The organism is Pseudobdellovibrio exovorus JSS (assembly GCF_000348725.1).
Taxonomy (GTDB): domain Bacteria; phylum Bdellovibrionota; class Bdellovibrionia; order Bdellovibrionales; family Bdellovibrionaceae; genus Pseudobdellovibrio; species Pseudobdellovibrio exovorus.
On the sequence record NC_020813.1, the window covers coordinates 339,478 to 362,429 of the forward strand.

Below are 22,952 nucleotides of genomic sequence, written 5' to 3' on the forward strand. Positions count from 1 at the left end.
CTAGGGTTATCGTGTAGTATGAAAGAGGGGATGAGGCCGTATGAAACTAAAAGTGTTATCATACAATATCCATAAGGGATATGATTGGAAGATGCAGAACTATTTTCTGCAGGATATGAAGACGTTAATTCAGTCCTCATCAGCTGATATTGTCTTTTTACAAGAAGTCGTCGGAGAAAATCTAAACTACCGCCGCAAAGGCCTGGTGGATTCACAATTCGAATTTTTTGCAGATTCGATTTGGCAGCACTATTCCTACGCAAGAAATGCTCTGTACGATCACGGCCACCATGGAAACTTAATTTTAAGTAAATATCCAATTGAAAGTTGGGAAAATATAAATCTGAGCACTAACACTCTTGAACGCAGAGGCTTATTGGTCTGTAAAATCCGATTAAGCGAGCAGCAATATGTCTACGCTGCGTGTGTACATCTAAATTTACTTCATTCGGGGCGAATGCGCCAATATCAGATGATCAAAGAAAAAATGTTGTCTTTGAATTTGTCAGACCAGCCTCCGGTTATTATTGCCGGTGATTTTAATGACTGGAATAAAAAGGCTCATCACGTTTTTGAACAGGAACTGGGAATGTCAGAAACTCATAAAGTTCATCATGGCATGTTGGCAAAAACGTTTCCTGCACACTATCCTATGCTCAGCCTAGATCGTATCTATGTTAAAAATCTGCAGGTGACCAATGCTGAGGTGATTAAGTCTCAAGGAATGCAGCATCTTTCTGACCATTTGCCACTCTTTTGTGATTTGGAAACTCTATGAATCTGAGTTTTTTTAAGAAGACTGACGGAAATCATATTGAATTTTTCCAAGAGGGCGACGACTACTACACACGCTATCTTCAAATGATAGATGAGGCTCAAAGCAGTATTCATTTGCAGACTTACATCTTTAAAGAAGATGCCTTTGGTCAGCAGGTCATTCGCGCTTTGATTCGTAGCGCTGAACGTGGAGTTAAAGTCTATGTACTCATAGACAGTGTGGGTTCGTTTGATTTTAGTCGTCAGGCAGAAGAGCGCTTGAAAGAGGCGGGAATATACTTTTGTCGCTTTAATGGTATCCGCATCCGCTGGTTAGGACAGTGGGGGCGCCGCCTTCACCATAAAGTTTTACTGACAGATCATGAGCGTGCGATTATTGGTGGAATCAACGTAATTTCAGAATCCTATCTGGACAGTCAGAAGGTGCCACATCAGTTGGACTTTGCTGTTTATTTAGAGGGCCCCGTGGCCACGGATCTGACTCGTTATTGCCAATTGATTTTCAGTAAGGCTTGTAAACTCAAACTTAAGTTTCCAGATCCTCGTTTAGAACCCCGTACTGAGTTCCCCGATGGGGTCGCTTTACAGATTTCGATTAACGACTGGATTTACAGACGTTGGCAGATCACACGCTTATATTCCCAACTGACAAAAGTGGCTAACCGCGAAATTATCATTGTGAATTCTTATTTTTTCCCTAGGAAAAAATTTATGAAACAGCTGAAGGCGGCCGCTGAGCGTGGTGTAAGAGTGCGCCTGATCTTGCCTCGATTTTCGGATTGGCCTAGCTATGTGAAAGCGACACAGTACTTGTACGCCTATTTCTTAAAGAACAAGATTGAAGTTTATGAGTGGAAAAGCTCGATTCTACATGGAAAGTTGGCTTTAATTGATGGAACCTGGAGCACGATTGGCTCGTTTAATCTTAATTATACAAGTTACCAGCAAAATCTAGAAATGAATGTAAACGTATTCGATCCTGCTTTTAATCAGAAGCTAAATCAACAGCTACAAAAATATATGGATGAAGGCTGTGAAAAGATCAATTCGAGCACTTTTTTAGAAAAAGCAGATTGGATGACCAAGGCCTCGCGTTTCTTTTTCTATATTATTTTATCTTTAGTAGCGAACTTTTCGATCGGAATCGCTTTTCAGATCGAAGAGGGGCGTGGCATGACTCGTAAATTCATTACTGTCGGTGTTTCGATAATATTCTTCATTATCGGTGTCATGGGACTGATGCTTCCGTTGATACCAGGCACACCTTTTTTAATTGTGAGTTTGCTCTTAATTTGTCGTCAGATTGCCAAGAACAATGTTCAAGTTTAGATATTGAGTTGGGTAGAAAAGAAAAAAGTCCTTCGCTAGACATCTCGCGAGGACTTATCATATCTTCCAGTAAACTAGAAGGAATGATGGGCCTTTGTGGTGCGATTCAGAAATTCCTCGTATTAACGAGTTCTTAAAGCCTCTGCACTTCATGTCACATTGACCACTCAGTAGCGCATCAAGGAGCAACTCCCGACCGCGCATTCTTAACTTAGTACTAATGCAGGGGCGATGCCAATGCGTAAGCCACTTATTGTCATCTTCAGAAAAAATGGGACATATTTGTGGTGGTAGAAGTTCAATCAAGAGATTTTTTTGCACGTAAATGTCGAAGTCTTTCAACTTCTTATAAGGTCTAATAATTGCATTTATATGTAGATAACGAGTCGGAATAAACTCGAAGATATTTTTTTACGTTGGAATGTAGACGTAAATGGGATTTGTCAGGAGGCTTTTATGGTGGAAATACTAGGATCTCCGAAAGACGTGGTCGCACTTAGAGTGACGCAGACTTTGGATGCAGATGACTATCAAGAGATTATCGAAGAGATCGAATTTCGTTTGGTGACACATCAAAAGGTTTCCATATATGCGGATTTGTTAGATCTGAATCACGTTACTGCTCAAGCGGTGGCTAAACGTATAGCTTATAGCATAGCTAAAATCGGTGAATGGCATCGATTCCCGCGCGTCGCTTTACTGACAGAGAAAAGCTGGATGTCTGCCATGTCTAAAATATCAAGCGCGTTGATTCCAAGAGTTCAGATTAAAACTTTTGATCGTGCTTCTAAAGATGAAGCTTTAAGATGGGCCTACGGAGTGACGTCACCAAGTGTCGAAATGCCCTCTCACTCGGTGACGAGTTAAATCTTATTCAGTCTTAAACTTTTTCAGTTACAATTCGTCCGGTCTTCCCAATAGCAGCTCCGGTGATCACACGTCTATTGGTCCGTGAAGTTCTGCGGATTTGCTCGGCACGACTCATGTATTGGTTGGCGGACTCTTGTGTATGAGTCTTAGCACCACTTCTTTCTTGAAAGTTATCTTTAAGATTTAAGGTGCGATGTCCAGGCTTCTTTGAAGGATCTGGTGGCGTCTGTGGTAAAAACTCTGACGGAGCAATAAGAGGTATTTTCTTTTGACCTCGTTTCGGTGATCCCGATTTTTTCGCTGTGGATTTAATCTTTTTTGCCGATTTAATTTTCGTCTTTGCTGCCGACTTTGGCTTAGCTTTTGACTTGGTCTTTGTTTTAGATTTGCTGGCCTTTGCTACAGCTTTCTTTTTCGCCACCTTTTTGGTTGTCTTCGTCTTTTTTGCCTGAGCTCTTTTTTTCATTCGACCTCCTAATTGTCGTTATTGGTTTTTTAAGTATTCGTCCATTTCACTTTCTGAAAGAACTACGATTTGGGCGTTATCTAAATAGCCATTAACAGAAGAAATAAGTGGTTCGAGTTCTTCTGCTTTTTGCTGTTCTGCTAAAAGCTCTATCTGAGCCCCTAGATCACTTAGGTAGCGAAAGCCATAGCTGGAGCAGACACCTTTCCAGTTGTGACCAATCTTTTTGATAAAGGCAAAGTCTTGACGTTTTAAAGCTTCAAGCAACTTTTGCTGTTCTTCTTTTTTACTGGCGATGAACTTAGGAATATGCTCAGCTAAAAAGTCTTCCACAAAAACCTTTTCATTAAATTTTGAGTTAGCTGACACTTGCATAAGCCCCCTTAAACAGGAACAGCGGCGTGTAAAAACCGAACAAAATCTGCACCTCTCATTTACGCAGCAATAGGGGTGCCATCTAAGAATAAATCAGAGTCATGGAAATTCAAAATACGTGTAAAAAAGTCTCTGAAAAGCATTCCGCTTTGGGACTCTGGACTTACAAATAAATCTCATAATAAGCAAAATGACGGACATTACTGGCACTTGGCTTGCTTTATTTAGTTTGAGCAACTTTCGGTTGAATCTCACCTTGATCTTAGAGTGAAGGAGTCAGAATGAATTTGATCAGCTATCTTAAGGAAGACCACGAGCGTATTCGTAAATTAATATCCAAACTAGAGCAAAGTGAAGACATCAAAAAGAAGAAACTAGCTTTTACTGAGCTTCTTATTGTGGTGCGTATACACATGAGGGCTGAAGAAAGTGCTGTCTATGCAAAATGTTTGAAATTAAAAGAACCAGAAACCAGTGAAATGGCTCTGGAAGGCTATGATGATCACCAGTTGTTAGAAGACTACATCTATAAAATCAGAGCTTCTGCTTCAGACGATATCTGGCTATCACGAGTTACTACGTACTGCCAGATCTTACAGCTTCATATAGCCGTGGAAGAGAGTGATTTCTTTGCCGAGATCAAATCTTTCTTTTCTGATTTTGATATGCAGCAGGCGGCCATTCTGTATTTACAAGCCAAGAAATCCCATGAACTCGAACTTAGAAGCGCCGAAGCTTTTGGTTTTTCTAAAAGATTCTTTCTGAATTAGTCCTTCACAAAAAAACAAAAAGAGCCATAAGGCTCTTTTTGGGCATTCACCGTATCTGATAAGAAAGGGTTAAACTCGGTTTAACTTACTCTCTAACAAACTCAGTTTTGCCTGAAGCATTTTTGTAATAGGAAGGGCGATGTCGACAGCTTTTTCAGAAAGAATGGATTGAATTCTTCTGACCTGTACAGGTAATTCATCTTGAGCTGCTTTGATTGAAGAGGCTACTTTTTTTGATTTCAAAGATTTTTTCTTTACGCTTTTCTTTCTCATTTTTTTTACCTGTCCTTTTTAGCTGTTGAGTGTATTAAAAATTAAATACATATTTCTTACGCACAACTATACACAGCAATTTCTTCGCCAGAGCTGAAAATCTTCTTGGTTGAGTTTGGACTGTAATCTGTTTGGAACTGGGAAATTTTTGAACGTGCAAAGGCGTCGGTTGGGGGAAAAATCTTCATAGAGGGTTCTGGATGGTATCAAAACCAACTCAGCGCTGATGCCCTAGGTACGCCATTTGCTCTGCTTATTAAGATGTTTAGGTTTTCAGAAGTCAAAGCTCGAATACGAAAGGAAATAGTGTGACAGCAGCGATTAAGTATTTAGATATCAAGGATTTGATCCAAGCCCAGCATGGAACATTACGTTTTTTATTAAAAGAGATAGAAAATTTAATTGAGCAAGAACAGGACTATCAGGGCCTCTTGTCGCAATTAATTGCTGAATTTGATTGTCTTTTACAAGCCGAGCGCAGAACTTTGATCAGAGCTTGTTACCACTTGAATCGTCTAGTTCCTGAAGTTGAAGATGTCGTAGAAGACTCTGCAATTATCCAAATCTTAGTGGCCGATATGAAGTCGCATGCTGAAAATACAGAAAATCGAACGAGCTCGGATATGAGGTCAGCTCAAAAGCTCAGAGTGTTGTTACAATTAATTGAAAAGCTTTTGTCTCAGAAAGAAGAAAAAATATTAAATCTGGTCCGTGAGACTTTTTCTTACAAGCAGATGTTTGATATGGGAGTGATCTTTAGACGGGAACTCCTTTTAAGAAGGAGCCCGTCGGTTTTACATCAGTAGCTGGCGACAGAGTCTTGTCGCCTATGGTTTTACTGAATGTTCTTTTTCTCTAATGGATTAAAATTTGAATTCAAAGATTTCCATGCACGTGAAAGATAAGCCCCAAGACGTTGGCTGAAGGGTTTGTCGTCATAGAATTCTGGATCATCTTCCGTTATCGGCACACAACCACCTTCGTCTTCCCATCGTTGTAACTGCTTATCCGTGGGACTTTTTGTTTTTCGTTGCAGGAAACGATTAAAAAGAGTTTCTGGGGTCGTCTTGATGGGGATAACTTTGTTGGTTTCTTGATTTGTATCCATGTTCACCTCCTTATAAATAAGAAAGCAAATCGAATGCCTTGTTTAAGTTGGCCTTTGTGTTGCTGTTATGAGTTGAAGAGGAATATAGATGCGTAAGAGCACTATAAAATCGAGTTTATTAGGACCACATGTGAATTTATGCCCCTTGATGAGCATAAAGACTCGTATCAGCCTAATAGAGTGAAAAGTAAGATCTAAAAACAAGTAGAAAGGAAATCTCAGATGAAATCTATTTTAAAGCCGGAAATCATTAATAACACCCGTGGCAAGATTGGTTGGATTTTACTTTGGCTGATCGGTGTTCCTGTGCCAATATTATTAATCTTATTTTTAATCAGAGGTTGTACTTAGAATCTAGACGGAGAGCTCGTGTTATTTACAGGAAAGAAAATCAGCAATCAAAAACTAAAAAAGATTTCCGTCCTTCAAATAACACTGGCACTTTGTGCGTCTACATTAGCATGGACTCCATCCGTTTTAGCTCAAGATGGGCGTGCTATTACTTTATATGTTGAAAATGATTCACGCTTTCTAGGTGGGCCGGGATCAGATAATGCGTATACGAATGGTCTTAAGCTTTCCTATACATCCGCGAATGATCATATTCCCGAGTGGGCACGTCCTTTCCTTGCCAACTCCCGTGTTCTACGTCGTTTGAAGGACGATTCCCAAAGTAACTTTTCGATTTCTTTAGGACATCAAATTTATACTCCTAATAATACCGGAGCCACCGAGCTTTTGCCCGATGACCGCCCGTATGCGGGCTGGCTCTACGTGGGCTTAGGGGCACACTTTAAGGATCGCTTACGCAGTCATGCTTTTGAACTGGATATAGGAATTGTGGGGCCTCAGGCTCTAGGGCGTGAAGTGCAAAATGGCTATCATCAATTTATTGGAATTCGAAAAGCCTATGGTTGGGAACACCAAATTGCTTTTGAGCCCACATTGCAATTATCCTATCAAGAGCGTCAGCGCTTTATCGAAAAAACCAGTGAAGAGTATGGAAACTATTTTGATCTGATTCCTTTTTACGGAGCGAGTTTAGGTAACGTAGCTATAAATGGTTATGGCGGAGCCATGGTCCGTTTGGGTGCGCAGTTGCCCAATGATTTCGGACCGAGCCGTGCCTCTTCATTTGAAGGAGACCTTTTTGTTGAACCGAAGCAAGCCCGCGTAGAGGAGTCCTCAAGAGCAAGCTTGTATGGATTTGCCGGTGCACGTGGCATAGTCGTTCTTCGAAATATCTTTCTTGATGGAAATACATTTCGGGACAGTCATCGCGTGCATAAAAATAATTTTGTCGTCGAGACAGAATTCGGTGCCGCTTTACAGGTAAGACCATGGAATCTGGCATGGAGATTTGTCAGTCGCACAGCCGAGTTCCGAAAAAATCGCGGGGTCAATAGTTTCGCCTCGATCTCTGTTTCCTATGCCTTTCATTAGTTCCTATCATAAGGTGGAAAACAGCCCCATCTTCGCACCAAAACTTCATCGCCTTGATCTGTATTCAAATAGACGATGATTTCAGCGTAAATTTTTTTGGAGACTCTTTTGCAATGACCTTAAGGGGTACAAAGCAAACTACAGTAAAGGAGTCTGTATGGATAGGAACTCACACAATAACAACGAAATCATCAATGTAGACGAGATCAGAAAGCAGGCGGGGCGCTCGATCAACGAAGGGGCTGTGACTGCAGATTATCCTCTGGATCGCGAAATGGCTTGTCAGCTACTGAATGAAGCTTTAGCCAGCGAAATTCTTTGTGTGCTGAGATATCGTCATCATCAGGTTATTGCCAAAGGGATCAACTATCCTCAGGTAGCCGCTGAATTTAAAGAACACGCCATCGAGGAAGAAGAGCACATGATGCAGTTGGCAGAGCGTATCGATCAATTAGGTGGTGATCCCGATATGAATCCTGCGAATATCACTCGTCTTTCTGCTACAGAATATGGAAGCTCTTCTAATGATCTAGTCACACTTATTCGTGAAGACCTTGTTGCAGAACGCGTAGCGATTGATGTCTACCGCCGCTTGATTGAGTGGTTCGGTCAAGGTGACCCAACGACTCGTCGTCTATTAGAACAAATTTTAGCAGATGAAGAAGAACATGCGACGGATCTAGCAGACTTGCTGGTCACAGTCGAAAGAAAACAATTGTCTTAAGCCATTTCGAGTCTAAAGCCGACGAGCTTAAGACCGAGCCTAAGACAATTTCTATAAATCAAAAAACATTTCAACAACAACATATCATAAGGAGATGAATATGAAGTTTAAACTACCAATCAGTGTTTTTATTATGGCTCTAGGTTTGAGTCTAACGGTTTTAGCCCAGTCCAAAAATACCAGCGGCGCTTCGACTCTACCGAAGCCTCGTCCCGTCGAAAGTACTCAGGAATGGAAACCCCACGTGGGGCTTTTAGGTGGGATTTCCACGCCAGATGGCAGCGGGAACAGCTCTGGAGCTTTCGGTATTGATGTGGGTTATCAGTACTATATTCCCTTTTCATTAGGAGCCGAATACATTCACTCCGATGTAGATAATGGTGCGACCACAGACAGCCGTGACTCGTTGATGGTGAAGGGCAGTTATAATTTCGGAGGCGAAAACGCCTTCTTAAGTAAAACCTATGCCGCTGTGGCTCTAGGTGTTGTTTTCACTCCAGATGGAACGGCCGTCGCGGCAGCACCGATTTTAGGATTTGATTATCCTTTAAAAGATGGTGAAAAATCGAAAGATTATTTCTCTGTCGGTGCCAGCACACGCTACACCTTTGTTGGTAACAATGAAACAGACACATTCTCGTTGTTAGGAGCCGTTAAGTACTGGTACTAACGAAAGGCAGGTTGGTCGAATGACAAATCGGATGCCCAAAAGGTTTAATTCTTTAAACGATGCACACGACTACATTCTAGATCAATACGATGGCGACCTGCGGGTCGCCATTCCTTTAGGTTTAGGAAAGCCAAATCAATTGATCAATATGATCTACGATAGCTTTGTTTCGAATCCGCAGAAAAAACTAGAAATTTACACCGCATTATCGCTGGATATTCCTCAGCCAAAAACTGAAATTGAAGCCAAGCTTTTAGAAAAATTTATCGAGCGCCATTTCGGAGGTCAGTATCCACGCCTTAATTACCTGAAGGATTTATTAGATCGTCGCCCTCCGGAAAATATTAAAGTCTATGAGTTTTATTTTTTAGCGGGACAATACAGTCAGGTTAAACCAGCTCAACAGAATTATATCAGCTTAAATTACACCCATGTAGCTCGTGGTATAGCCGGACGTGGTCTTCAGATGGCTATCCAATACATCAGTCCTGCACGAAAAAATACAGCAGGGCAAAGGATGTACAGCTTAAGTTGTAATCCAGATGTGACGTTAGATCTTGTAGATCATTATCAAAAAGAAAATAAAAGAATTTTCACCATTGGGGTAGTACATCCTGATTTGCCTTACTTGGGTGGTGATGCGGAAGTCTCAGAAGATTTTTTTGATGTCATTATTGAAAGCCCCGAAGTTCAGCATCCTTTGTTTGCTTTGCCTCGCAACTCTGTGGATGATGTGGACCATATGATTGGATTTCACGCCAGTCAGCTTTTGCCCGATGGGGGCACTTTGCAAATAGGCATAGGTTCTTTATCTGATGCCTTGGTTTATTCTTTGATTCTTCGTCACGAAAAAAACGCTGAATACAAAACATTGGTGGAAAGCTTTTGGAACTTTAAACAGCGGCCATTGGGACTCGAGTACTGTGAAGAGCCATTTGAATCAGGTATCTATGGTACCAGCGAAATGTTGATGGACGGATTTATGTATCTTCGCCAAGCGAATATCCTAAAACGAGAAATTTTTGATCACGACGAGCATAAAAAGACTTATCTACATGGAGCCTTCTTTCTTGGAAGTCGAGCTCTTTACGACTGGCTTAAAAACTTAAATGAAGCCGACTACAGTGGTCTTTCTATGACCCGTGTGTCCAAAGTAAATGATTTGTACGATTCTAATGAGCATGCATTACGCCGGCAGCGCCGAAAAGCGCGGTTTTACAATACCACCATGAACGTCAATTTATTAGGCGGAGTCTCTTCTGATACACTTCCGAATGGGACTGTGATCAGTGGAGTCGGCGGGCAGTATAACTTTGTTTCGATGGCGCAAGAGCTACACGATGCCCACTCGGTGTTATTGGTGCGCAGTACACGGACAAGTAAAGGTAAACGCATCTCTAACATCACCATTCTAGGTGAACAGATGACGATTCCCCGTCATTTAAGGGACATCGTGATCACTGAGTACGGCATTGCAAATTTAAAAGGTAAGACAGATGCTGAGGTTGTAGCCGCGCTTATTGAAATTGCCGACAGCGAGTTTCAACCCGAGCTGATCCGCTGGGCGAAAGAGCAAGGAAAACTTCCCCAGTCCTACGAGCTTCCGAAAAGTGCACAGAATAATACACCTCAAAAAATACAAGAGTTCCTTGGTCGCTCTCAAGAAAAAGGACTGTTTTCAAACTATCCATTTGGTTCAGACTTCACAGAAGTCGAACAAAAACTGATTGCATCCCTGTCTGCACTGAAAGAAAAATCCAAGTTAGAGGTGGCTCTGCTGTTACTGCGAGGAGTATTCACTTCCGCTTCGCCATTTCGTGAAGAGCTTCAGCATCTGCACTTAGATTCGCCGCGCACTTTGAAACAGTGGATAGGACGCTTCCTAGTCTTAGGATCTCTACAAAAATCTTAAAAAAGAAGAAGGAGTCACCTGTGCTGAGGTCTACTGCGCAGGTGACTCCTTCTTGTAGGTCGGAAGACTGTCGAGTGACTTCAACAGTCGGGCTAGATTTTAATTACAGCTCTAGCGGGAACGACACGCTGACTAACCATGATTTGTTTTCAAGTTTCACGTCGTCAAATGTAGTTCCAGGTGGGAATAAAATACCGCCGCCATCTTCAACTGTGGCTTTGCCGTATTTGAGTTCCTGATATTCTGCATTGATGCTGACCATGGCAACGCGGAAGCCTGCGCCCACACGGTATCCTGTGGCGTCGGTGTACTTCACGTCGACATTGTTGCCGTTGGCTTCAGGATTAAGTTCACCTGTGGCAACATAGGCACCCCAAATGCGAACTCCGATTCCAGGCATTTGCACGCCCAACACAGGTGCTAAATTGTACTGTGTCGCACGAGCTTTATAGTCGATCGAGGAGTCTTTAAAGTTAGGCATTGAGTAGCGTCCATCGGCAGCGATGAAAAACGACTCTAAGATATGAACTCCTAAACGAGCTCCAATCCCGAAGCCTTCAACTTTTCCTGTTGAGTTTGAAAAGGGAGCTGGAAAGTTAGTTTCCGTATCACCATTTTCATAGGTGATCATGGGCTCGACAAAAAGCCCTCCGGAACTAACGGCTAAAGCGGTAGAGCTAAGCCAGGTAGAGCAAGCAATAGCTAATAATAGGCTACGAGATAATTTCATGTGATATCCTTTGTTAAGTTGTTGGTATTAAATGTGTTCTTCAGGGCAATTGTTTTGGGTTCTTGCCAGTTAAAATCCCATATAAGAACGACAGACCTGCTAGTATTAAGAAGACGATCAACAAGATCTTACCGATTTCCATAGAAAGACCGGCGATGTTGTTGGCTCCTAACAGGAAAGCCACAATGGCGATTATAAAAAACGTGATGGCTGCGCGTATCATGCAATACCTCCTTCTGATTTAGCGTGAAATTGCAACGCGGGTGCCATCGATTTTGCGAGCTTAAACTCGTTTTTAACGACTTCAGTAGAAATTAAAAGACTAAATGGACTTTTAATGAACTTGATGTCCGTTCCAAAAAATCACATGGCCTGCTCAGAATCAATTAATGCGGTCGAGTTGTTGGAACAGTGATTGCTGAACCATCAATCAAGATGAACCAATCACAAGGAGAAACGTCATGATGAATACTCAGATCGCAAAAGGTAAGTGGACCCAAATCAAAGGTGAAATTATGAAAGCTTGGGGAAAGCTAACTGACGACGAGTTAGAACAAACCAAGGGTGACATGGTAAAGGTCGCTGGCTTGGTGCAACAGAAGTATGGTGAGACGCAAGAATCAGTACGAGACCGTATTAATGACTTCTTAAAAAGCGTTAAAACGGATACAGATTCTAAAAACGAACAGCCTCGTAATAGAATGTAAGTTGTTGAAATAACATACAAAAACAATAACTTTTAAAAGCGCAGGGCCGCTTACTTCAAGCGGCCCACTCTTTAAGCAGTTTTATGAAGAAATCTTCAAATCAATCCCGCACGTCCATGAAATCTCGCAGGTACTTTTCTAGTACGAACACAAACAAGTTTTGGTCATGCCGTACTAGAGAGACCAAAAAACACAAGGAGATGGGTGCTATATGAACGAAAAGCTGAATGCAAGATTAGTTGTGGTGGATGATGATGAAACAATTCAAGATCTTTTAACAGCTTACTTCAAACCACGCGGGTACGAAGTGATCACATATTCAGACGCTGAATCAGCGTTGGCTGAAAGTAAAAACAAAAATACAAAATGGGATATTCTGATCTCGGACTTAGAGTTACCTCAAATGTCAGGTTTGAAGTTTATCGAAGAGCTGAAAAAAATCAGACCAGAGCTTCCTATTATATTTGTAACAGCAACCAATACTGTCGAAACCGCTGTTGAAGCGATTCATAATGGAGCTTATGACTTTATCGTAAAGCCTATCCATTTGCCTCAATTGCAGATTTCAGTAGAGCGTGCTCGTCACTTTGCAACTTTGAACGAAAATATTTCTGAATTACGCCAACACATTAAAACTAAGGATACAAAGCACAGCGATCTGATTATCGGTCGTAGTCCGAAGTTATTGGCGGCACTCGACGTTGCTAAAAAAGTGGCTCCAAGTAATACGAATATTTTTATTTCTGGTGAAAGTGGAACAGGTAAAGAAATCTTTGCCCGTTACATTCACTCTCAAAGTAGCCGTGCGAAAGGTCCTTTTGTTGCGATCAACTGTTCTGCGATTCCAGAAAACTTATTGGAATCGGAGTTATTTGGTCATGCTAAAGGTGCCTTTACAGGTGCGGTTGATAAGAAAATCGGTCTTTTTGAAGAGGCTGAAAACGGAACCTTATTCTTAGACGAGATCGGTGATCTGAGCCTCTCCCTTCAGGCAAAATTATTACGTGTATTGCAAGAGCGTAAAATCAAACGCGTGGGTGAAAATGAATTCCGCCCTATCAATGCACGTATTATCTCGGCAACGCATAAAAACCTTTCGCAAGAGGTGATTGAAGGGCGTTTCCGTGAGGACTTGTTCTTCCGTTTGAATGTTATTCCTATACACATTCCGAACTTACGTTCACGTCCAGAAGATATCATGCCATTAGCAGAGCACTTCTTGAAAAAGTACACTCTTATCAATGGCTCTCCGGCTCGCGAGTTTTCACGTGAAGCTAAAAAATTCTTATTAGAGAACACATGGAAAGGTAATGTGCGTGAGCTTGAAAACTCAATTGAACGTGCGGTGGTGATGTGTACAGAGCCGACGATCCAATGTTCAGATTTCTTAGTGGCCAATGCCGAAGGCGAAGCTACATCTATTGATCTGAGTTCAATGACACAGAATACGTCTATGGACATGAGCAATAGCACTGAAGTTTTCGTGTTGCGAGTGAATCAATCTTTACCCGAGTTGCAAGAGGTAGTTCAGAAATACATTGAATTTGCCGTGCATCGTAATGGTGGAGCTAAAGATAAAACCGCAAAAGAAATCGGAATCGATCGTAAGACACTTTATAGAAAAATGAAAATGGCAGAAGGATTTGTCCAGTAATTAGTAGATAGGGAAGAAAACTAACAAACCAAAACGGATATAAGAAGGAGACTTTATGACAAAATATCTAACAGGCTTAACTCTGGCACTGCTGGTAGCTGGATGCGCCCAAACACAGTACAAGGTGGAATTGCCGGCCGATACCGATGTACGGACTGCGATCAGCGAAGGAGACGCTAGAATTGCCCACGCCTATAATGAGCAATGGGATATCTTGGCAAAAGATGAACTCATGAAAAGTTCCGATGCCTTAGCCTCAGCTAAAAAAGCGAGTGCTGATGGCAAATCACAAGAAAAAATTGTCGAGCAACTATCAAAATTTGAAATGCACTACACGCAGGCTCAAAACCAAAGTTCGAATCGTCGCGAACGAGTTCAGGGACTATTGGAAGCACGTGAGGCCGCATTACAAAGTGGTATCCGTGAATACTCGAAAGATGACCAAAGAAAATTCTATAAGCTCGATGAAGACTTTCGAGATATGGCAGAAAGCCGTCGTATTGACACTGAAGATTACGCTGAATTACAGCAAGGTTACCTAAAAATGGCGACAGATATGAAAAAGAATGTGGCTTTAGGTAAAGCCCGCGAAAATATCAAATTCGCTATTGATAACAAAGGTAAACGTTACGCTCCGCAAGCGTTAAACGCAGCTGAGTTAGACATGAAGAGTGCAGAAAACATGATTGATGCTAACTTAGAAAATCCACAGGCTTATCAACAGTCTGTAGAAAGAGCGAAACACTCAGCAGGTTTAGTAGCCGCGATTGTATCTGAACAGAAAAAAGTGGGTTACAACTTGGACGAGCGTGCAGCTATGCGCCTAGTTGAACAAAATGGTACTTTAGCACAGTTGAATCGTGAACTTTCGATTTCAAGTACAATGTTACTTGGTACTCAAGCCGAGGTAGATGCACAAGCGGAAGCTTTAAGAAAAGCAGATTCAGAGCGTCGCTTTCAACAGGCTTTAGCTGATGCACAAGCACAGTTCTCTCCGAACGAAGCGGATGTATATCGCCAAGGTGACAAAATTCTAATCCGTATCAAAAGTATGGATTTCCCAACAGGTAATGCACAAGTTCCATCGGGATCAAGATCCGTGCTGGATCGCGTAGCTTCGGTAGCGCAAGGCCTACAAGCTAAAGAAGTGGTAGTGGAAGGCCATACAGACTCAACCGGTAGTGCGCAAATCAATGACAGGCTGTCACAAGAGCGTGCTGAAAACGTAGTGGATTACTTAGCAACAACGGGTGTGAACAGAACAGCTATGCAGTCTGTAGGTTATGGTTTCCAAAAACCAATCAGCACAAATAAATCTAAAGAGGGTCGTGCACAAAATCGCCGTGTCGATGTGTGGATTACACCTCAGTAGTGAAGAGTTAAAAATAAAGAATCAAAATAATAAAATATAATAATAAAATAGTAATTGGGTTTAACTCAAGAGCGAGAAGAGGGGCTTTGGAAACTAAAGCCCTTTTCCCTTTGAAACTGGCCCCCGAAACTGCTGCAAAAATTATTTTCAAGCCCGGCTCAGTATCTGCAAAAGATACATCCCATGAAGATAATATGCCCAAAATGCAAAAACCCCTACCGAACCTCGGACAATAGCTCCAGATCTATCCGTAAATTCGGATTTTTCTATAGAATATCTGATCGAAAAAAAGTGCAGCGCTTTTACTGCAAACTCTGTAGTTTACACTTCTCAGTAGCGACATTGTCTTTTTGTTATCGTCAGAAGAAACGTCAAATCAACCATCGTGTGGCCAGACAATTGGTTTCAGGAACTTCTCAACGAGAGTGTGCACGATTAATGAAGATTAATCGTAAAACAGTAGTTAGAAAGTTTATCTTCATGGCCGAGCGAGCGAAGTTAACACTTGAAAAGCTTAATAAAAAACGACCAAGTATAGCGCAATTAGAATTTGATGATCTCGAGACCTTCGAGCATACCAAATGCAAACCGATCTCTGTGACTCTTGCCGTAGAGTCGAAGAGCCGGTGGATTGTTGGTTATGAGGTCGCTTCAATGCCTGCTAAAGGCTTAATCGCTAAATTATCCGTAAAGAAATATGGAAAACGACATGATGGAAGAAGTACTGCAAGAAAGAAACTATTTGGTCGAATACAAAAATATATAGCCAGTGAAGCTGATATAAAATCAGATCAGAATCCTCATTACGTCACAGATGTGCAGAGATTTTTTCCAAGAAGTAGACATTATAGGTATAAGGGAAGAAGAGGCTGTGTTGTGGGCCAAGGAGAGTTAAAAGCCGGAGGTTCTGACCCTTTATTTAGCTTAAATCATACGTGTGCTATGGCACGGTATCGTATAAGTCGATTAATTCGAAGGACATGGAATACGACGAAAAAAATGGAGATGCTGGATCTTCATTTTGCCTTGATGAGTTTACATCATAATTTAAGTTTAAAGGAAACTTCACTTTTGAGAGGAAGAACTGCAACAGGCTGAGGGGGCAGTTTAAAAAAAGTTACTTTGGGTTGAAATCGCCTTCCCCTCACCTTCCTGTTTCCCCTCAAACCCCAGAACCCTATTCACCTTATTAATCGACTCTTCCACCAGCTTCATTCGCTCCATTATATTTCGGTGAATCATATCACTGATCATGTAGGCCCCTTGCTGGCTGCCATCTTCAGACATAAGTTCATCCACCATCATAGATCGCAATTTGACGTTCATAACGCTGTTCTGCTCCAGTTGTTTACCGATATCGACGCGAATATCATAAAGGGCACTTTTTTGCTCTTCCGAGAGCTGTCCTTTGATGATCAGTTCATCTAAAGCATAGCGAAGTTCTGCATCGGAAGAGATAATGATCTCTTGATCTGTGTGTTGAGGCACAGGTGCAGGCTCTAACGAAAAACCAGATGTGGCTCCTGATGTTGATTCAGAAGTTGATTCTGAAGTTGATTCTGAATCGATTTGGCGCTGTGAGTGGATAGAGGAATGGGTACAAGTCGTGAATAGGGCCACAGCCAGTAGGCTGACAAGATATTTTTTCATAGGCCACCTCCATCTTACATTCTAGAAGTGGCATGTGTGATTAGATTGTCACGGATGTGAAGAAAACCACAAACAGACAATATCTAAGTCTAACGTGCTGATTGAAGTGTCACGCGTGTTTCGTTATCAGAGCTATCTTTGACCAGAATGGTGATCGGTCCGTCATAAGTCGCGGGTAATTTTAGTCGGAATAGAAACTCTGTGTTGCGATAATCCCCTTGGGTAGTGAATAGACGTCCATCTGAAAGACGTAGATTGCGTGCATAGACTTCACGAATATCAGGGAAGCCACCCAATTGATTCACGAGTTTCTGTGTAAAATCCCACGCTACAGTAAATACAGAAGGTAGAGTCGGCTCGCTAGAGGCCTGAACCAGCACAGGAGGCAGGGGATAGATATTATCCCCTTTCATATCATAAGCTGAAATCACAAGTTCCTGAGGGCGTCCCACAAGTGTTTGATCACGCACCTCAACTTTTTTGTCGGGATAGATCGCGAAGATATTTTTAATCACCGGAGCTTTATCGTCATGTAGAGCTTTTGAAAAATATTCGGGATTGACCTTCACTCCTTGTGGCGAAACTAAGTTGTAGTGGATATGGTCATAGCGATCTCCGTAGCGCAGAACCGGCCAACTGACAGTGTAGCCAACTAAGTCGCCTTTTTTCACTTGTCCACCACCGCGCACGATCATGTTGTAGATGTCCTGTGGTAAGTTGCGAGGACTCACATGATGTAGTTCTAACTGATAGCCATTTTCCATACGGATGTTAATTTCGAAGTAAAGCTCTTGCCCGCCAGAGGTGATGGGTTTGGTAAATTTTTGATCTTCGCCAGTTTGTGGATCGGTCACATAGCTGTAGTAAAAACCTGTTAAGTATCCATCTACGGGTGTGTACACAGCTTGTGAGCGCGCTACGCGCAGATCAGAACCACCATGAAAGTAAGCTTCTGTTCCATAGTTTTGATATTGAGGCATACTGTTGCCAATCGTGTGGCGTGAGTCGATAAACTCAACAGGCCAATCCAGCTCATGTCGCTCTAACTCAGCGGAAGGGCTTTCTGTTCCCGCACCTATGGTTGTGGCTGCGAGCTGCGGACGTGATTGGAAGCCCTGTTTGAGGGCCTGTTCGCGGCTCAGCTTTAATTCACCGGCAAAGGCGCTAGTGAATATAAAAAATGAAAGAAGAAATAGAGGGGTTGATTTTGATGATTGCATTCATCAAGTGTGCGCCTTTTTAGAACAAACGGGAAAGGCAGAATGTTTGACTCGCTGGCGCTCTAGACTTTAGGCGTGTTGCTGTGAAAGTCTAAAAAGGGCTCCCATGACAGAGGCCTCACTGATTACTTTTTGAAAAGAGCTAAGTATTGGCCGTATCCCGTTTTTTCTAAATCTTCTTTCGGAATGAAACGTAAGGCCGCTGAGTTAATACAATAGCGAAGACCACCATCGTCTAATGGCCCATCTTCAAAAACGTGTCCTAAGTGGGAGTCCGCTTGTAATGAGCGCACTTCCACTCGTCGCATAAAATCAGTTTCTTGATGGTAAGTGATATTTTCTTTTTCAATAGGACGGGTAAAGCTCGGCCAACCAGTTCCAGAGTCAAACTTATCAACTGAGCTAAAAAGAGGCTCGCCCGAAACCACATCTACATAGATGCCTTCACTCTTATTATCCCAGTAGGCATTGCGGAAAGGAGGTTCTGTCCCACAAAGCTGAGTGATCTTGTACTGCTCAGGAGTTAAAGACTCTTTCAAAACTTGATCTTCGGGTTTTTTATATTGGCTCATAGGACCTCTTATTTAACTACAACTAGGTTACCAGTTTTTTACGTATTTGGTAATAGGACCAAACACATAGAATAAGACTTTGTACAATTAAGATACTGCCACTGTACAAAAAAGCTCCTATGATGTCGCGTTCCCAAAAAATAGCCTGTGCCAGTCGAACCCCGTGAATCAGAGGGAAGAATTCAGCCAGTACACGCACAGCCGTATGCATTTGATCGATCGGAAAGAAAATTCCAGAAAGAAAATACAGCGGAGCAATAATAAATGAATACACCGTTTGAAACTGATTGATGTTGTTCACCAGAGCTGTTGCCAGTAATCCCATAGCGCCACATGGAAGAGCCACAAGGCCACCAACGATACCGATTAAAGGAATCAGCCAAGGATTTACCATTAAACCAAAAAGAGCTAAAACCACAGCCACGCCAATAGCCATGATCCCGCCTTTTAAGCCAATCCAAAGCATCTCACCCATGACGACTTCTTTCACACCGATAGGTGTGGTCAGCATGGCTTTATAGACATTTTCGTAGCTCATGCGGACATAGAATCCATAGCTGCTTTCAAAGAAAGATGTGAATAGGGCGGTGGCCACAGTTAAACCCGGAGCCAAAAACTGCATGTATCCCATGCCTTCCACATCAGTAAGAAAGGAACCCAGTCCTAACCCGAGAGAAACTAAAATCAAGGCAGGGTCGGCGACAGTTGGGGAAATATTCGCAATCAGATCTTTTTTATAGACCACCCAATTGCGAATGGTGATATTCCAACAAAGTACAAGTGATTGAAGTGCAGAGTTAAGCATCGGAAGAAAGCTCCTGTCCAGTCAGTTTTAAAAAGACATCTTCAAGATTTGACGGACGAATTTGTAAAGGAATCAGACCGTGTTCTGCATGAAGGTTTGTGAGGTCCGCTAAAGCGGGTGTACGTAAGTAGATTCCAGAAGAATCTTCGTGGAAGTGACGATCGGCACGATCGCGGAAAAGAGATTGAATTTTTTCCCGATCTTTCGCATCGAAGATGCCCACATATCCGGGGGTGTGCTCTTGAATCATTTTCTGCGGAGACCCTTCTGCTACCACATGACCTTGATTCATAATCACCAGACGATCACATAGAACTTCGGCTTCATGCATGTAATGAGTCGTCAAAATAATCGTCGTTCCCGCTTGGTGAAGCTCTTTCACTTTTCCCCAAAGCAAGTGACGTACTGCTGGATCTAATCCAGTGGTGGGTTCATCGAGTATCAGCACTTCTGGCTTATTCAGTAGTGCGCGTACGAAAACCAAACGGCGTTTCATACCACCAGATAAAGACTGAATGCGAGCCGTGCGTTTGTGTGACAGATTCATATACTCGAGCAATTCATTGATGCGATTTTGTCTTTCATTTTTAGGGATACCCACGAAAGAACAATAGAGGTGCATATTTTCTTCAACGGTTAAGCTTTCATCTAAGGCATTATCTTGTGTTACCACACCAAGACGTTTTTTTATCTCACGAGCGTTGGTTTTGGGGTCATAACCAAAAACTTTAAGTTCTCCGCCAGAGCGAACCACGCTTCCGTAGGTCATACCGATAAAGGTGGACTTGCCTGCACCGTTGGGTCCAAGTAAGCCGAAGCATTCGCCTTTACGGATTTGCAGGTCCATTTTCTTTACAGCATGGAAATCGCCAAAAGATTTAGTCAGAGCTTGAGCGACGATCATAATTCACTTCCTAGTTTCATCAGTCGGCCAAGATAACAGACTTTTCTTCTACAGAGTAGTGCCGTATATTCTAGTTATGAAAAAATACTTTGATGTGAAAATAATAGTGATTATAGGGATTATGGTTGGCATTGGCGCCATGATGCTTTTTGGCTATAACGTGCAGAACACATTAGATGCGAAACTGTACTATACATTTGATTTTGTAAAAGAATTTTTCAACACCCTAAGTCTGGAAGATCGTCAGGCCTATTTAAAACACGAGTACCTAGATATGGGATTCATGCTAGCTTATACAGCTTTCTTTTTTCTGAGTCTTAAAAGATTCTACGAGGGTTGGAACTGGGTTCCCTCTATCGCATTAGCTGCCTTGGTTTTTGATGTGGCCGAGACAGGATTAATTATTCTGTGCTTACAGGGCCATGTTTTACCAGAGCAGCTCTTTTTTCTAGGATGGTTAACAGCATGTAAATGGTTAGGGGTGGCTGTCACCTTCTGCTTTTTTGTAGTAGGAGCCCTTAAAAGGCTCTCAGTGAAAACTACTTAGTTTCGATAACTTTCACGCCGGTGGCGATCATTTGGTAGTCGGTACGAGGCTCAGTTACTTTTGAAGGGTCGCCGCCTTCGTCTTCAACGTAGTGTTTTGTTTGACCTAATGTCAGTTCTTTTTTCAACATAACACCTTCAGCAAGAACAGTTTTGCCTACTAAACTAATCGGTACAAAGAACCCGTAGTCTTTGAATTTAACACGCACGTCAGATGTTTTACTTTTTAAACTCATCCAGCAGCCTTTTTTCACACAAACTTTATCCACTTGTGCTTCTACTAAAACTGTTTTGCTTTCAGAATTTTCTTTTTGGTTATTTAGATTCGCAAGAGCTTGATCAATCGTGATGGATTTTTTTAAAGTTAATGCCGCTCCGAATTCAGTTGTAGATACGGCTGCGGCTGGAGCCGTAGTTGTTGGCGTCGCCGTTTCACTATTTGCGAAAGAATTGAAAGATACGGCTAAAACTAAAACAGATAAAAGTGTTTTCATTATGCTCTCCTGTGCAGATTGGTTATACCGAGAGCCCGCTTCAAGAACAAGTCCGAATCGGGCACTCTTATTCACCGATAGCCAATAGAAAGCTAACTGAGAGCTAAATGAAAATAAACCCGTCAATAAAGAGCCTAGGAAAAGAGCCTAGGATGACTAGGCCGCTTTATCAAAAGAGTTTATATAGCCGATTTTGCTATTTTCTAAGGCCTGTTCGTAGCGTAATTGCTCGTGGCGGTAGTAAAACTCGTTGGAAACCTTTGTTGTGAACAACCGTGTCAGAGCCGCTTTTAAGTAACTGGTAAGATTTTGTAGTCTTGCACTGTTCATGCGTCCTCCTTTTGCTTCGTTCTTGGTTTCATTTTATCGGCTTTCCAATAGCACCGAAAGGGATGGTTTTTAAGTATCGTTATATGGTAATATAAGTATTATAATTTAATACTATTGATAGTCTCGAATAGACCTCGAAATAGGAATCAATAGGAAGTATTAGAGCTTTGAAAAAGGGGATTTATGTCTCAAGAGAGTAGTGCCAAGCTTGTTCTTGAAAGTTTAAAAGCGCATTTAAAATTACGGGGATTGTCTTATCGTGATTTAGCAAAGGCGTGGGATCTTTCAGAGTCCAGTGTAAAGCGGGTGATGGCTTCGGATGAACTTTCGCTATCCAAAATTGAAAAAGCCTGCGAGCTGATGGATTTACCTCTAGGTGATTTTTTTAAACAGATTAATTTCGAAAAAAATTCTGAGCTGTTCTTTCTTTCGCACGATCAAGAGTTAAAGCTTTCAAAAGACCCAGAGGCCCTGCACTATTTTCTTTTGATCAGCGAGGGACGAAACCCCACAGATATTGTACGTGAATACTCGGTGAGTTCAGAAAAGAATATCCGTATTTTAAATCAGCTAGAGCGCTGGGGGCTCATTGAGTTACTTCCTCAGAATAAAATCAAAAGAAAATTTATGGGCAACTTGCGCTTTCGAAAAAAAGGTCCTTTAGGAAAAAACTTAGAAGGCATTGTGCGCAGTGAGTTTTTGCAAGCGAACTTTGAAAGGGAAGATGAGTATTTTACATTTTTAAATCTGAATTTTTTAGCTCAGGATTTTGTGCGCTTTAAAAGCCGCTTTTTAGAGTTAGCCAAAGAGCTCATCGCCGAGTCGGATGAGCATCGGGATCATCCGAATGTGCAGATGTATGGAATGATAATGGCGGTGCGCCCATGGACTTCTCCGCTCACGCAGGCCTTTCCAAAGCGCAAGCGCCAAGGTCAAAACTAACTTTTTGTCACAATGCGATTCACGACAACCAGTACGACGGCTCCAGCAATGCCAATGCCGATCCCAGGTAAACTGAAGGGGTTGTAGGTCGGCCAGTCAAAAAGTTTAGGAGCAAGGAAGTTCCCTAGGAAGGAACCCAGAAGACCCACACCAATGGTGCGAATCCAACCCATTTGTTCATTTCCAGGAATAATAATTTTAGCCACGATGCCCACACCTAAACCCAATGCTAGCCATAGTAGGATTTGACGGACGATGGGGTGATTCAAAATTTCGTTGATGTCGATATCCATGTTGTACCTGCCCTGT

29 protein-coding genes are annotated in these 22,952 nt (G+C 42.1%); 15 read left to right on the plus strand and 14 right to left on the minus strand.

Annotated elements, in window-relative coordinates; translation table 11 throughout:
- Positions 1-40: 40 nt before the first annotated feature.
- The 3 genes from A11Q_RS01765 (at position 41) to A11Q_RS01775 (ending at position 2,973) form a co-directional block, all read left to right on the plus strand.
- Entirely contained in the window at positions 41-778 is a 738-nt protein-coding gene (locus tag A11Q_RS01765) for an endonuclease/exonuclease/phosphatase family protein (protein WP_015469064.1), read from the plus strand.
- On the plus strand, positions 775-2,106 hold the full coding sequence (locus tag A11Q_RS01770) for a phospholipase D-like domain-containing protein (protein ID WP_015469065.1): 1,332 nt from the start codon (positions 775-777) through the stop codon (positions 2,104-2,106). Before A11Q_RS01765 ends, A11Q_RS01770 begins: the two co-directional genes overlap by 4 nt.
- Before the next feature lie 456 nt (positions 2,107-2,562).
- A complete protein-coding gene (locus tag A11Q_RS01775) occupies positions 2,563-2,973 on the plus strand; it encodes a SpoIIAA family protein (RefSeq protein ID WP_015469066.1) in 411 nt (136 codons plus the stop codon).
- A gap of 13 nt (positions 2,974-2,986) precedes the next feature.
- Here the strand turns inward: A11Q_RS01775 and A11Q_RS01780 are convergent, their stop codons facing one another.
- Complete coding sequence (locus A11Q_RS01780; protein WP_015469067.1) at positions 2,987-3,442, minus strand: hypothetical protein; 456 nt, start codon at positions 3,440-3,442, stop codon at positions 2,987-2,989.
- Between the two features lie 18 nt (positions 3,443-3,460).
- Positions 3,461-3,817: an Hpt domain-containing protein gene (locus tag A11Q_RS01785; protein WP_015469068.1), complete on the minus strand. Its 357-nt coding sequence runs from the start codon at positions 3,815-3,817 to the stop codon at positions 3,461-3,463.
- A 281-nt stretch (positions 3,818-4,098) separates the two neighbouring features.
- Here A11Q_RS01785 and A11Q_RS01790 point away from each other — a divergent pair, with 281 nt between their 5' ends.
- Positions 4,099-4,587, plus strand: a complete 489-nt coding sequence (locus A11Q_RS01790; RefSeq protein WP_015469069.1) for a hemerythrin domain-containing protein — start codon at positions 4,099-4,101, stop codon at positions 4,585-4,587.
- 69 nt (positions 4,588-4,656) lie between these two features.
- Here the strand turns inward: A11Q_RS01790 and A11Q_RS01795 are convergent, their stop codons facing one another.
- Positions 4,657-4,860: a hypothetical protein gene (locus A11Q_RS01795; protein ID WP_015469070.1), complete on the minus strand. Its 204-nt coding sequence runs from the start codon at positions 4,858-4,860 to the stop codon at positions 4,657-4,659.
- A gap of 308 nt (positions 4,861-5,168) precedes the next feature.
- Between A11Q_RS01795 and A11Q_RS01800 the strand changes: the two genes are divergently transcribed.
- Positions 5,169-5,666 carry a hypothetical protein gene (locus A11Q_RS01800; protein ID WP_015469071.1) on the plus strand — a complete coding sequence of 166 codons (498 nt, stop codon included), beginning with the start codon at positions 5,169-5,171 and terminating at the stop codon, positions 5,664-5,666.
- Between the two features lie 29 nt (positions 5,667-5,695).
- Here the strand turns inward: A11Q_RS01800 and A11Q_RS01805 are convergent, their stop codons facing one another.
- On the minus strand, positions 5,696-5,968 hold the full coding sequence (locus A11Q_RS01805; RefSeq protein WP_015469072.1) for a hypothetical protein: 273 nt from the start codon (positions 5,966-5,968) through the stop codon (positions 5,696-5,698).
- Positions 5,969-6,337: 369 nt separating this feature from the next.
- On the opposite strand from A11Q_RS01805, the gene A11Q_RS01810 reads away from it, so the two are divergent.
- From A11Q_RS01810 to A11Q_RS01825, 4 genes are all read left to right on the plus strand, one after another.
- On the plus strand, positions 6,338-7,411 hold the full coding sequence (locus tag A11Q_RS01810; protein ID WP_015469074.1) for a lipid A deacylase LpxR family protein: 1,074 nt from the start codon (positions 6,338-6,340) through the stop codon (positions 7,409-7,411).
- Between the two features lie 157 nt (positions 7,412-7,568).
- Positions 7,569-8,135: a ferritin-like domain-containing protein gene (locus A11Q_RS01815; RefSeq protein ID WP_015469075.1), complete on the plus strand. Its 567-nt coding sequence runs from the start codon at positions 7,569-7,571 to the stop codon at positions 8,133-8,135.
- 100 nt (positions 8,136-8,235) lie between these two features.
- On the plus strand, positions 8,236-8,805 hold the full coding sequence (locus A11Q_RS01820) for a hypothetical protein (protein WP_015469076.1): 570 nt from the start codon (positions 8,236-8,238) through the stop codon (positions 8,803-8,805).
- Positions 8,806-8,824: 19 nt separating this feature from the next.
- Complete coding sequence (locus tag A11Q_RS01825; RefSeq protein ID WP_015469077.1) at positions 8,825-10,717, plus strand: acetyl-CoA hydrolase/transferase C-terminal domain-containing protein; 1,893 nt, start codon at positions 8,825-8,827, stop codon at positions 10,715-10,717.
- A 103-nt stretch (positions 10,718-10,820) separates the two neighbouring features.
- On the opposite strand, the gene A11Q_RS01830 is transcribed toward A11Q_RS01825, so the two are convergent.
- Together A11Q_RS01830 and A11Q_RS01835 are read right to left on the minus strand one after the other, a co-directional pair.
- Positions 10,821-11,447, minus strand: coding sequence for an outer membrane beta-barrel protein (locus A11Q_RS01830; RefSeq protein WP_015469078.1), 627 nt, complete (start codon positions 11,445-11,447; stop codon positions 10,821-10,823).
- A 40-nt stretch (positions 11,448-11,487) separates the two neighbouring features.
- On the minus strand, positions 11,488-11,670 hold the full coding sequence (locus A11Q_RS01835) for a DUF1328 domain-containing protein (RefSeq protein ID WP_015469079.1): 183 nt from the start codon (positions 11,668-11,670) through the stop codon (positions 11,488-11,490).
- 238 nt (positions 11,671-11,908) lie between these two features.
- Here A11Q_RS01835 and A11Q_RS01840 point away from each other — a divergent pair, with 238 nt between their 5' ends.
- The 4 genes from A11Q_RS01840 to A11Q_RS01855 all read left to right on the plus strand — a co-directional run bounded on the left by A11Q_RS01840 (position 11,909) and on the right by A11Q_RS01855 (position 16,278).
- On the plus strand, positions 11,909-12,154 hold the full coding sequence (locus A11Q_RS01840; RefSeq protein WP_015469080.1) for a CsbD family protein: 246 nt from the start codon (positions 11,909-11,911) through the stop codon (positions 12,152-12,154).
- Between the two features lie 211 nt (positions 12,155-12,365).
- Entirely contained in the window at positions 12,366-13,808 is a 1,443-nt protein-coding gene (locus A11Q_RS01845) for a sigma-54-dependent transcriptional regulator (protein ID WP_015469081.1), read from the plus strand.
- Positions 13,809-13,863: 55 nt separating this feature from the next.
- Positions 13,864-15,180: an OmpA family protein gene (locus tag A11Q_RS13290; protein ID WP_015469082.1), complete on the plus strand. Its 1,317-nt coding sequence runs from the start codon at positions 13,864-13,866 to the stop codon at positions 15,178-15,180.
- 438 nt (positions 15,181-15,618) lie between these two features.
- Positions 15,619-16,278: a hypothetical protein gene (locus A11Q_RS01855; protein ID WP_235044628.1), complete on the plus strand. Its 660-nt coding sequence runs from the start codon at positions 15,619-15,621 to the stop codon at positions 16,276-16,278.
- A 9-nt stretch (positions 16,279-16,287) separates the two neighbouring features.
- Here the strand turns inward: A11Q_RS01855 and A11Q_RS01860 are convergent, their stop codons facing one another.
- From A11Q_RS01860 to A11Q_RS01880, 5 genes are all read right to left on the minus strand, one after another.
- Positions 16,288-16,830: a hypothetical protein gene (locus A11Q_RS01860; RefSeq protein ID WP_015469084.1), complete on the minus strand. Its 543-nt coding sequence runs from the start codon at positions 16,828-16,830 to the stop codon at positions 16,288-16,290.
- An 89-nt stretch (positions 16,831-16,919) separates the two neighbouring features.
- Positions 16,920-18,050, minus strand: a complete 1,131-nt coding sequence (locus tag A11Q_RS01865) for a hypothetical protein (RefSeq protein WP_015469085.1) — start codon at positions 18,048-18,050, stop codon at positions 16,920-16,922.
- 125 nt (positions 18,051-18,175) lie between these two features.
- Positions 18,176-18,622, minus strand: coding sequence for a peptide-methionine (R)-S-oxide reductase MsrB (gene msrB / locus A11Q_RS01870; RefSeq protein WP_015469086.1), 447 nt, complete (start codon positions 18,620-18,622; stop codon positions 18,176-18,178).
- Positions 18,623-18,644: 22 nt separating this feature from the next.
- Positions 18,645-19,427: an ABC transporter permease gene (locus tag A11Q_RS01875; protein ID WP_015469087.1), complete on the minus strand. Its 783-nt coding sequence runs from the start codon at positions 19,425-19,427 to the stop codon at positions 18,645-18,647.
- Entirely contained in the window at positions 19,420-20,331 is a 912-nt protein-coding gene (locus A11Q_RS01880; RefSeq protein ID WP_015469088.1) for an ABC transporter ATP-binding protein, read from the minus strand. The genes A11Q_RS01875 and A11Q_RS01880 overlap by 8 nt, the downstream gene beginning before the upstream one ends.
- Positions 20,332-20,389: 58 nt before the next feature.
- Between A11Q_RS01880 and A11Q_RS01885 the strand changes: the two genes are divergently transcribed.
- Complete coding sequence (locus tag A11Q_RS01885) at positions 20,390-20,878, plus strand: hypothetical protein (protein ID WP_148284917.1); 489 nt, start codon at positions 20,390-20,392, stop codon at positions 20,876-20,878.
- Here the strand turns inward: A11Q_RS01885 and A11Q_RS13295 are convergent.
- Positions 20,871-21,371, minus strand: a complete 501-nt coding sequence (locus A11Q_RS13295) for a DUF4920 domain-containing protein (protein ID WP_015469090.1) — start codon at positions 21,369-21,371, stop codon at positions 20,871-20,873. The genes A11Q_RS01885 and A11Q_RS13295 overlap by 8 nt on opposite strands.
- A gap of 156 nt (positions 21,372-21,527) precedes the next feature.
- Positions 21,528-21,701 carry a hypothetical protein gene (locus tag A11Q_RS13840; protein WP_015469091.1) on the minus strand — a complete coding sequence of 58 codons (174 nt, stop codon included), beginning with the start codon at positions 21,699-21,701 and terminating at the stop codon, positions 21,528-21,530.
- A 183-nt stretch (positions 21,702-21,884) separates the two neighbouring features.
- Between A11Q_RS13840 and A11Q_RS01895 the strand changes: the two genes are divergently transcribed.
- Entirely contained in the window at positions 21,885-22,643 is a 759-nt protein-coding gene (locus A11Q_RS01895) for a helix-turn-helix domain-containing protein (RefSeq protein WP_015469092.1), read from the plus strand.
- On the opposite strand, the gene A11Q_RS01900 is transcribed toward A11Q_RS01895, so the two are convergent.
- Positions 22,640-22,936, minus strand: a complete 297-nt coding sequence (locus A11Q_RS01900; RefSeq protein ID WP_015469093.1) for a GlsB/YeaQ/YmgE family stress response membrane protein — start codon at positions 22,934-22,936, stop codon at positions 22,640-22,642. The two genes, A11Q_RS01895 and A11Q_RS01900, sit on opposite strands and share 4 nt — an antisense overlap.
- Positions 22,937-22,952 lie beyond the last annotated feature (16 nt).

Excerpts from the sequence above, each read along its gene's own strand:
- A11Q_RS01765 (WP_015469064.1), top strand. The coding sequence starts at position 41 with ATGAAACTAAAAGTGTTATCATACAATATCCATAAGGGATATGATTGG.
- A11Q_RS01770 (WP_015469065.1), top strand. The coding sequence starts at position 775 with ATGAATCTGAGTTTTTTTAAGAAGACTGACGGAAATCATATTGAATTT.
- A11Q_RS01775 (WP_015469066.1), top strand. The coding sequence starts at position 2,563 with ATGGTGGAAATACTAGGATCTCCGAAAGACGTGGTCGCACTTAGAGTG.
- A11Q_RS01780 (WP_015469067.1), bottom strand. The coding sequence starts at position 3,442 with ATGAAAAAAAGAGCTCAGGCAAAAAAGACGAAGACAACCAAAAAGGTG.
- A11Q_RS01785 (WP_015469068.1), bottom strand. The coding sequence starts at position 3,817 with ATGCAAGTGTCAGCTAACTCAAAATTTAATGAAAAGGTTTTTGTGGAA.
- A11Q_RS01790 (WP_015469069.1), top strand. The coding sequence starts at position 4,099 with ATGAATTTGATCAGCTATCTTAAGGAAGACCACGAGCGTATTCGTAAA.
- A11Q_RS01795 (WP_015469070.1), bottom strand. The coding sequence starts at position 4,860 with ATGAGAAAGAAAAGCGTAAAGAAAAAATCTTTGAAATCAAAAAAAGTA.
- A11Q_RS01805 (WP_015469072.1), bottom strand. The coding sequence starts at position 5,968 with ATGGATACAAATCAAGAAACCAACAAAGTTATCCCCATCAAGACGACC.
- A11Q_RS01815 (WP_015469075.1), top strand. The coding sequence starts at position 7,569 with ATGGATAGGAACTCACACAATAACAACGAAATCATCAATGTAGACGAG.
- A11Q_RS01820 (WP_015469076.1), top strand. The coding sequence starts at position 8,236 with ATGAAGTTTAAACTACCAATCAGTGTTTTTATTATGGCTCTAGGTTTG.
- A11Q_RS01825 (WP_015469077.1), top strand. The coding sequence starts at position 8,825 with ATGACAAATCGGATGCCCAAAAGGTTTAATTCTTTAAACGATGCACAC.
- A11Q_RS01830 (WP_015469078.1), bottom strand. The coding sequence starts at position 11,447 with ATGAAATTATCTCGTAGCCTATTATTAGCTATTGCTTGCTCTACCTGG.
- A11Q_RS01835 (WP_015469079.1), bottom strand. The coding sequence starts at position 11,670 with ATGATACGCGCAGCCATCACGTTTTTTATAATCGCCATTGTGGCTTTC.
- A11Q_RS01840 (WP_015469080.1), top strand. The coding sequence starts at position 11,909 with ATGATGAATACTCAGATCGCAAAAGGTAAGTGGACCCAAATCAAAGGT.
- A11Q_RS01845 (WP_015469081.1), top strand. The coding sequence starts at position 12,366 with ATGAACGAAAAGCTGAATGCAAGATTAGTTGTGGTGGATGATGATGAA.
- A11Q_RS13290 (WP_015469082.1), top strand. The coding sequence starts at position 13,864 with ATGACAAAATATCTAACAGGCTTAACTCTGGCACTGCTGGTAGCTGGA.
- A11Q_RS01855 (WP_235044628.1), top strand. The coding sequence starts at position 15,619 with ATGAAGATTAATCGTAAAACAGTAGTTAGAAAGTTTATCTTCATGGCC.
- A11Q_RS01860 (WP_015469084.1), bottom strand. The coding sequence starts at position 16,830 with ATGAAAAAATATCTTGTCAGCCTACTGGCTGTGGCCCTATTCACGACT.
- A11Q_RS01865 (WP_015469085.1), bottom strand. The coding sequence starts at position 18,050 with ATGCAATCATCAAAATCAACCCCTCTATTTCTTCTTTCATTTTTTATA.
- msrB (WP_015469086.1), bottom strand. The coding sequence starts at position 18,622 with ATGAGCCAATATAAAAAACCCGAAGATCAAGTTTTGAAAGAGTCTTTA.
- A11Q_RS01875 (WP_015469087.1), bottom strand. The coding sequence starts at position 19,427 with ATGCTTAACTCTGCACTTCAATCACTTGTACTTTGTTGGAATATCACC.
- A11Q_RS01880 (WP_015469088.1), bottom strand. The coding sequence starts at position 20,331 with ATGATCGTCGCTCAAGCTCTGACTAAATCTTTTGGCGATTTCCATGCT.
- A11Q_RS13295 (WP_015469090.1), bottom strand. The coding sequence starts at position 21,371 with ATGAAAACACTTTTATCTGTTTTAGTTTTAGCCGTATCTTTCAATTCT.
- A11Q_RS13840 (WP_015469091.1), bottom strand. The coding sequence starts at position 21,701 with ATGAACAGTGCAAGACTACAAAATCTTACCAGTTACTTAAAAGCGGCT.
- A11Q_RS01895 (WP_015469092.1), top strand. The coding sequence starts at position 21,885 with ATGTCTCAAGAGAGTAGTGCCAAGCTTGTTCTTGAAAGTTTAAAAGCG.
- A11Q_RS01900 (WP_015469093.1), bottom strand. The coding sequence starts at position 22,936 with ATGGATATCGACATCAACGAAATTTTGAATCACCCCATCGTCCGTCAA.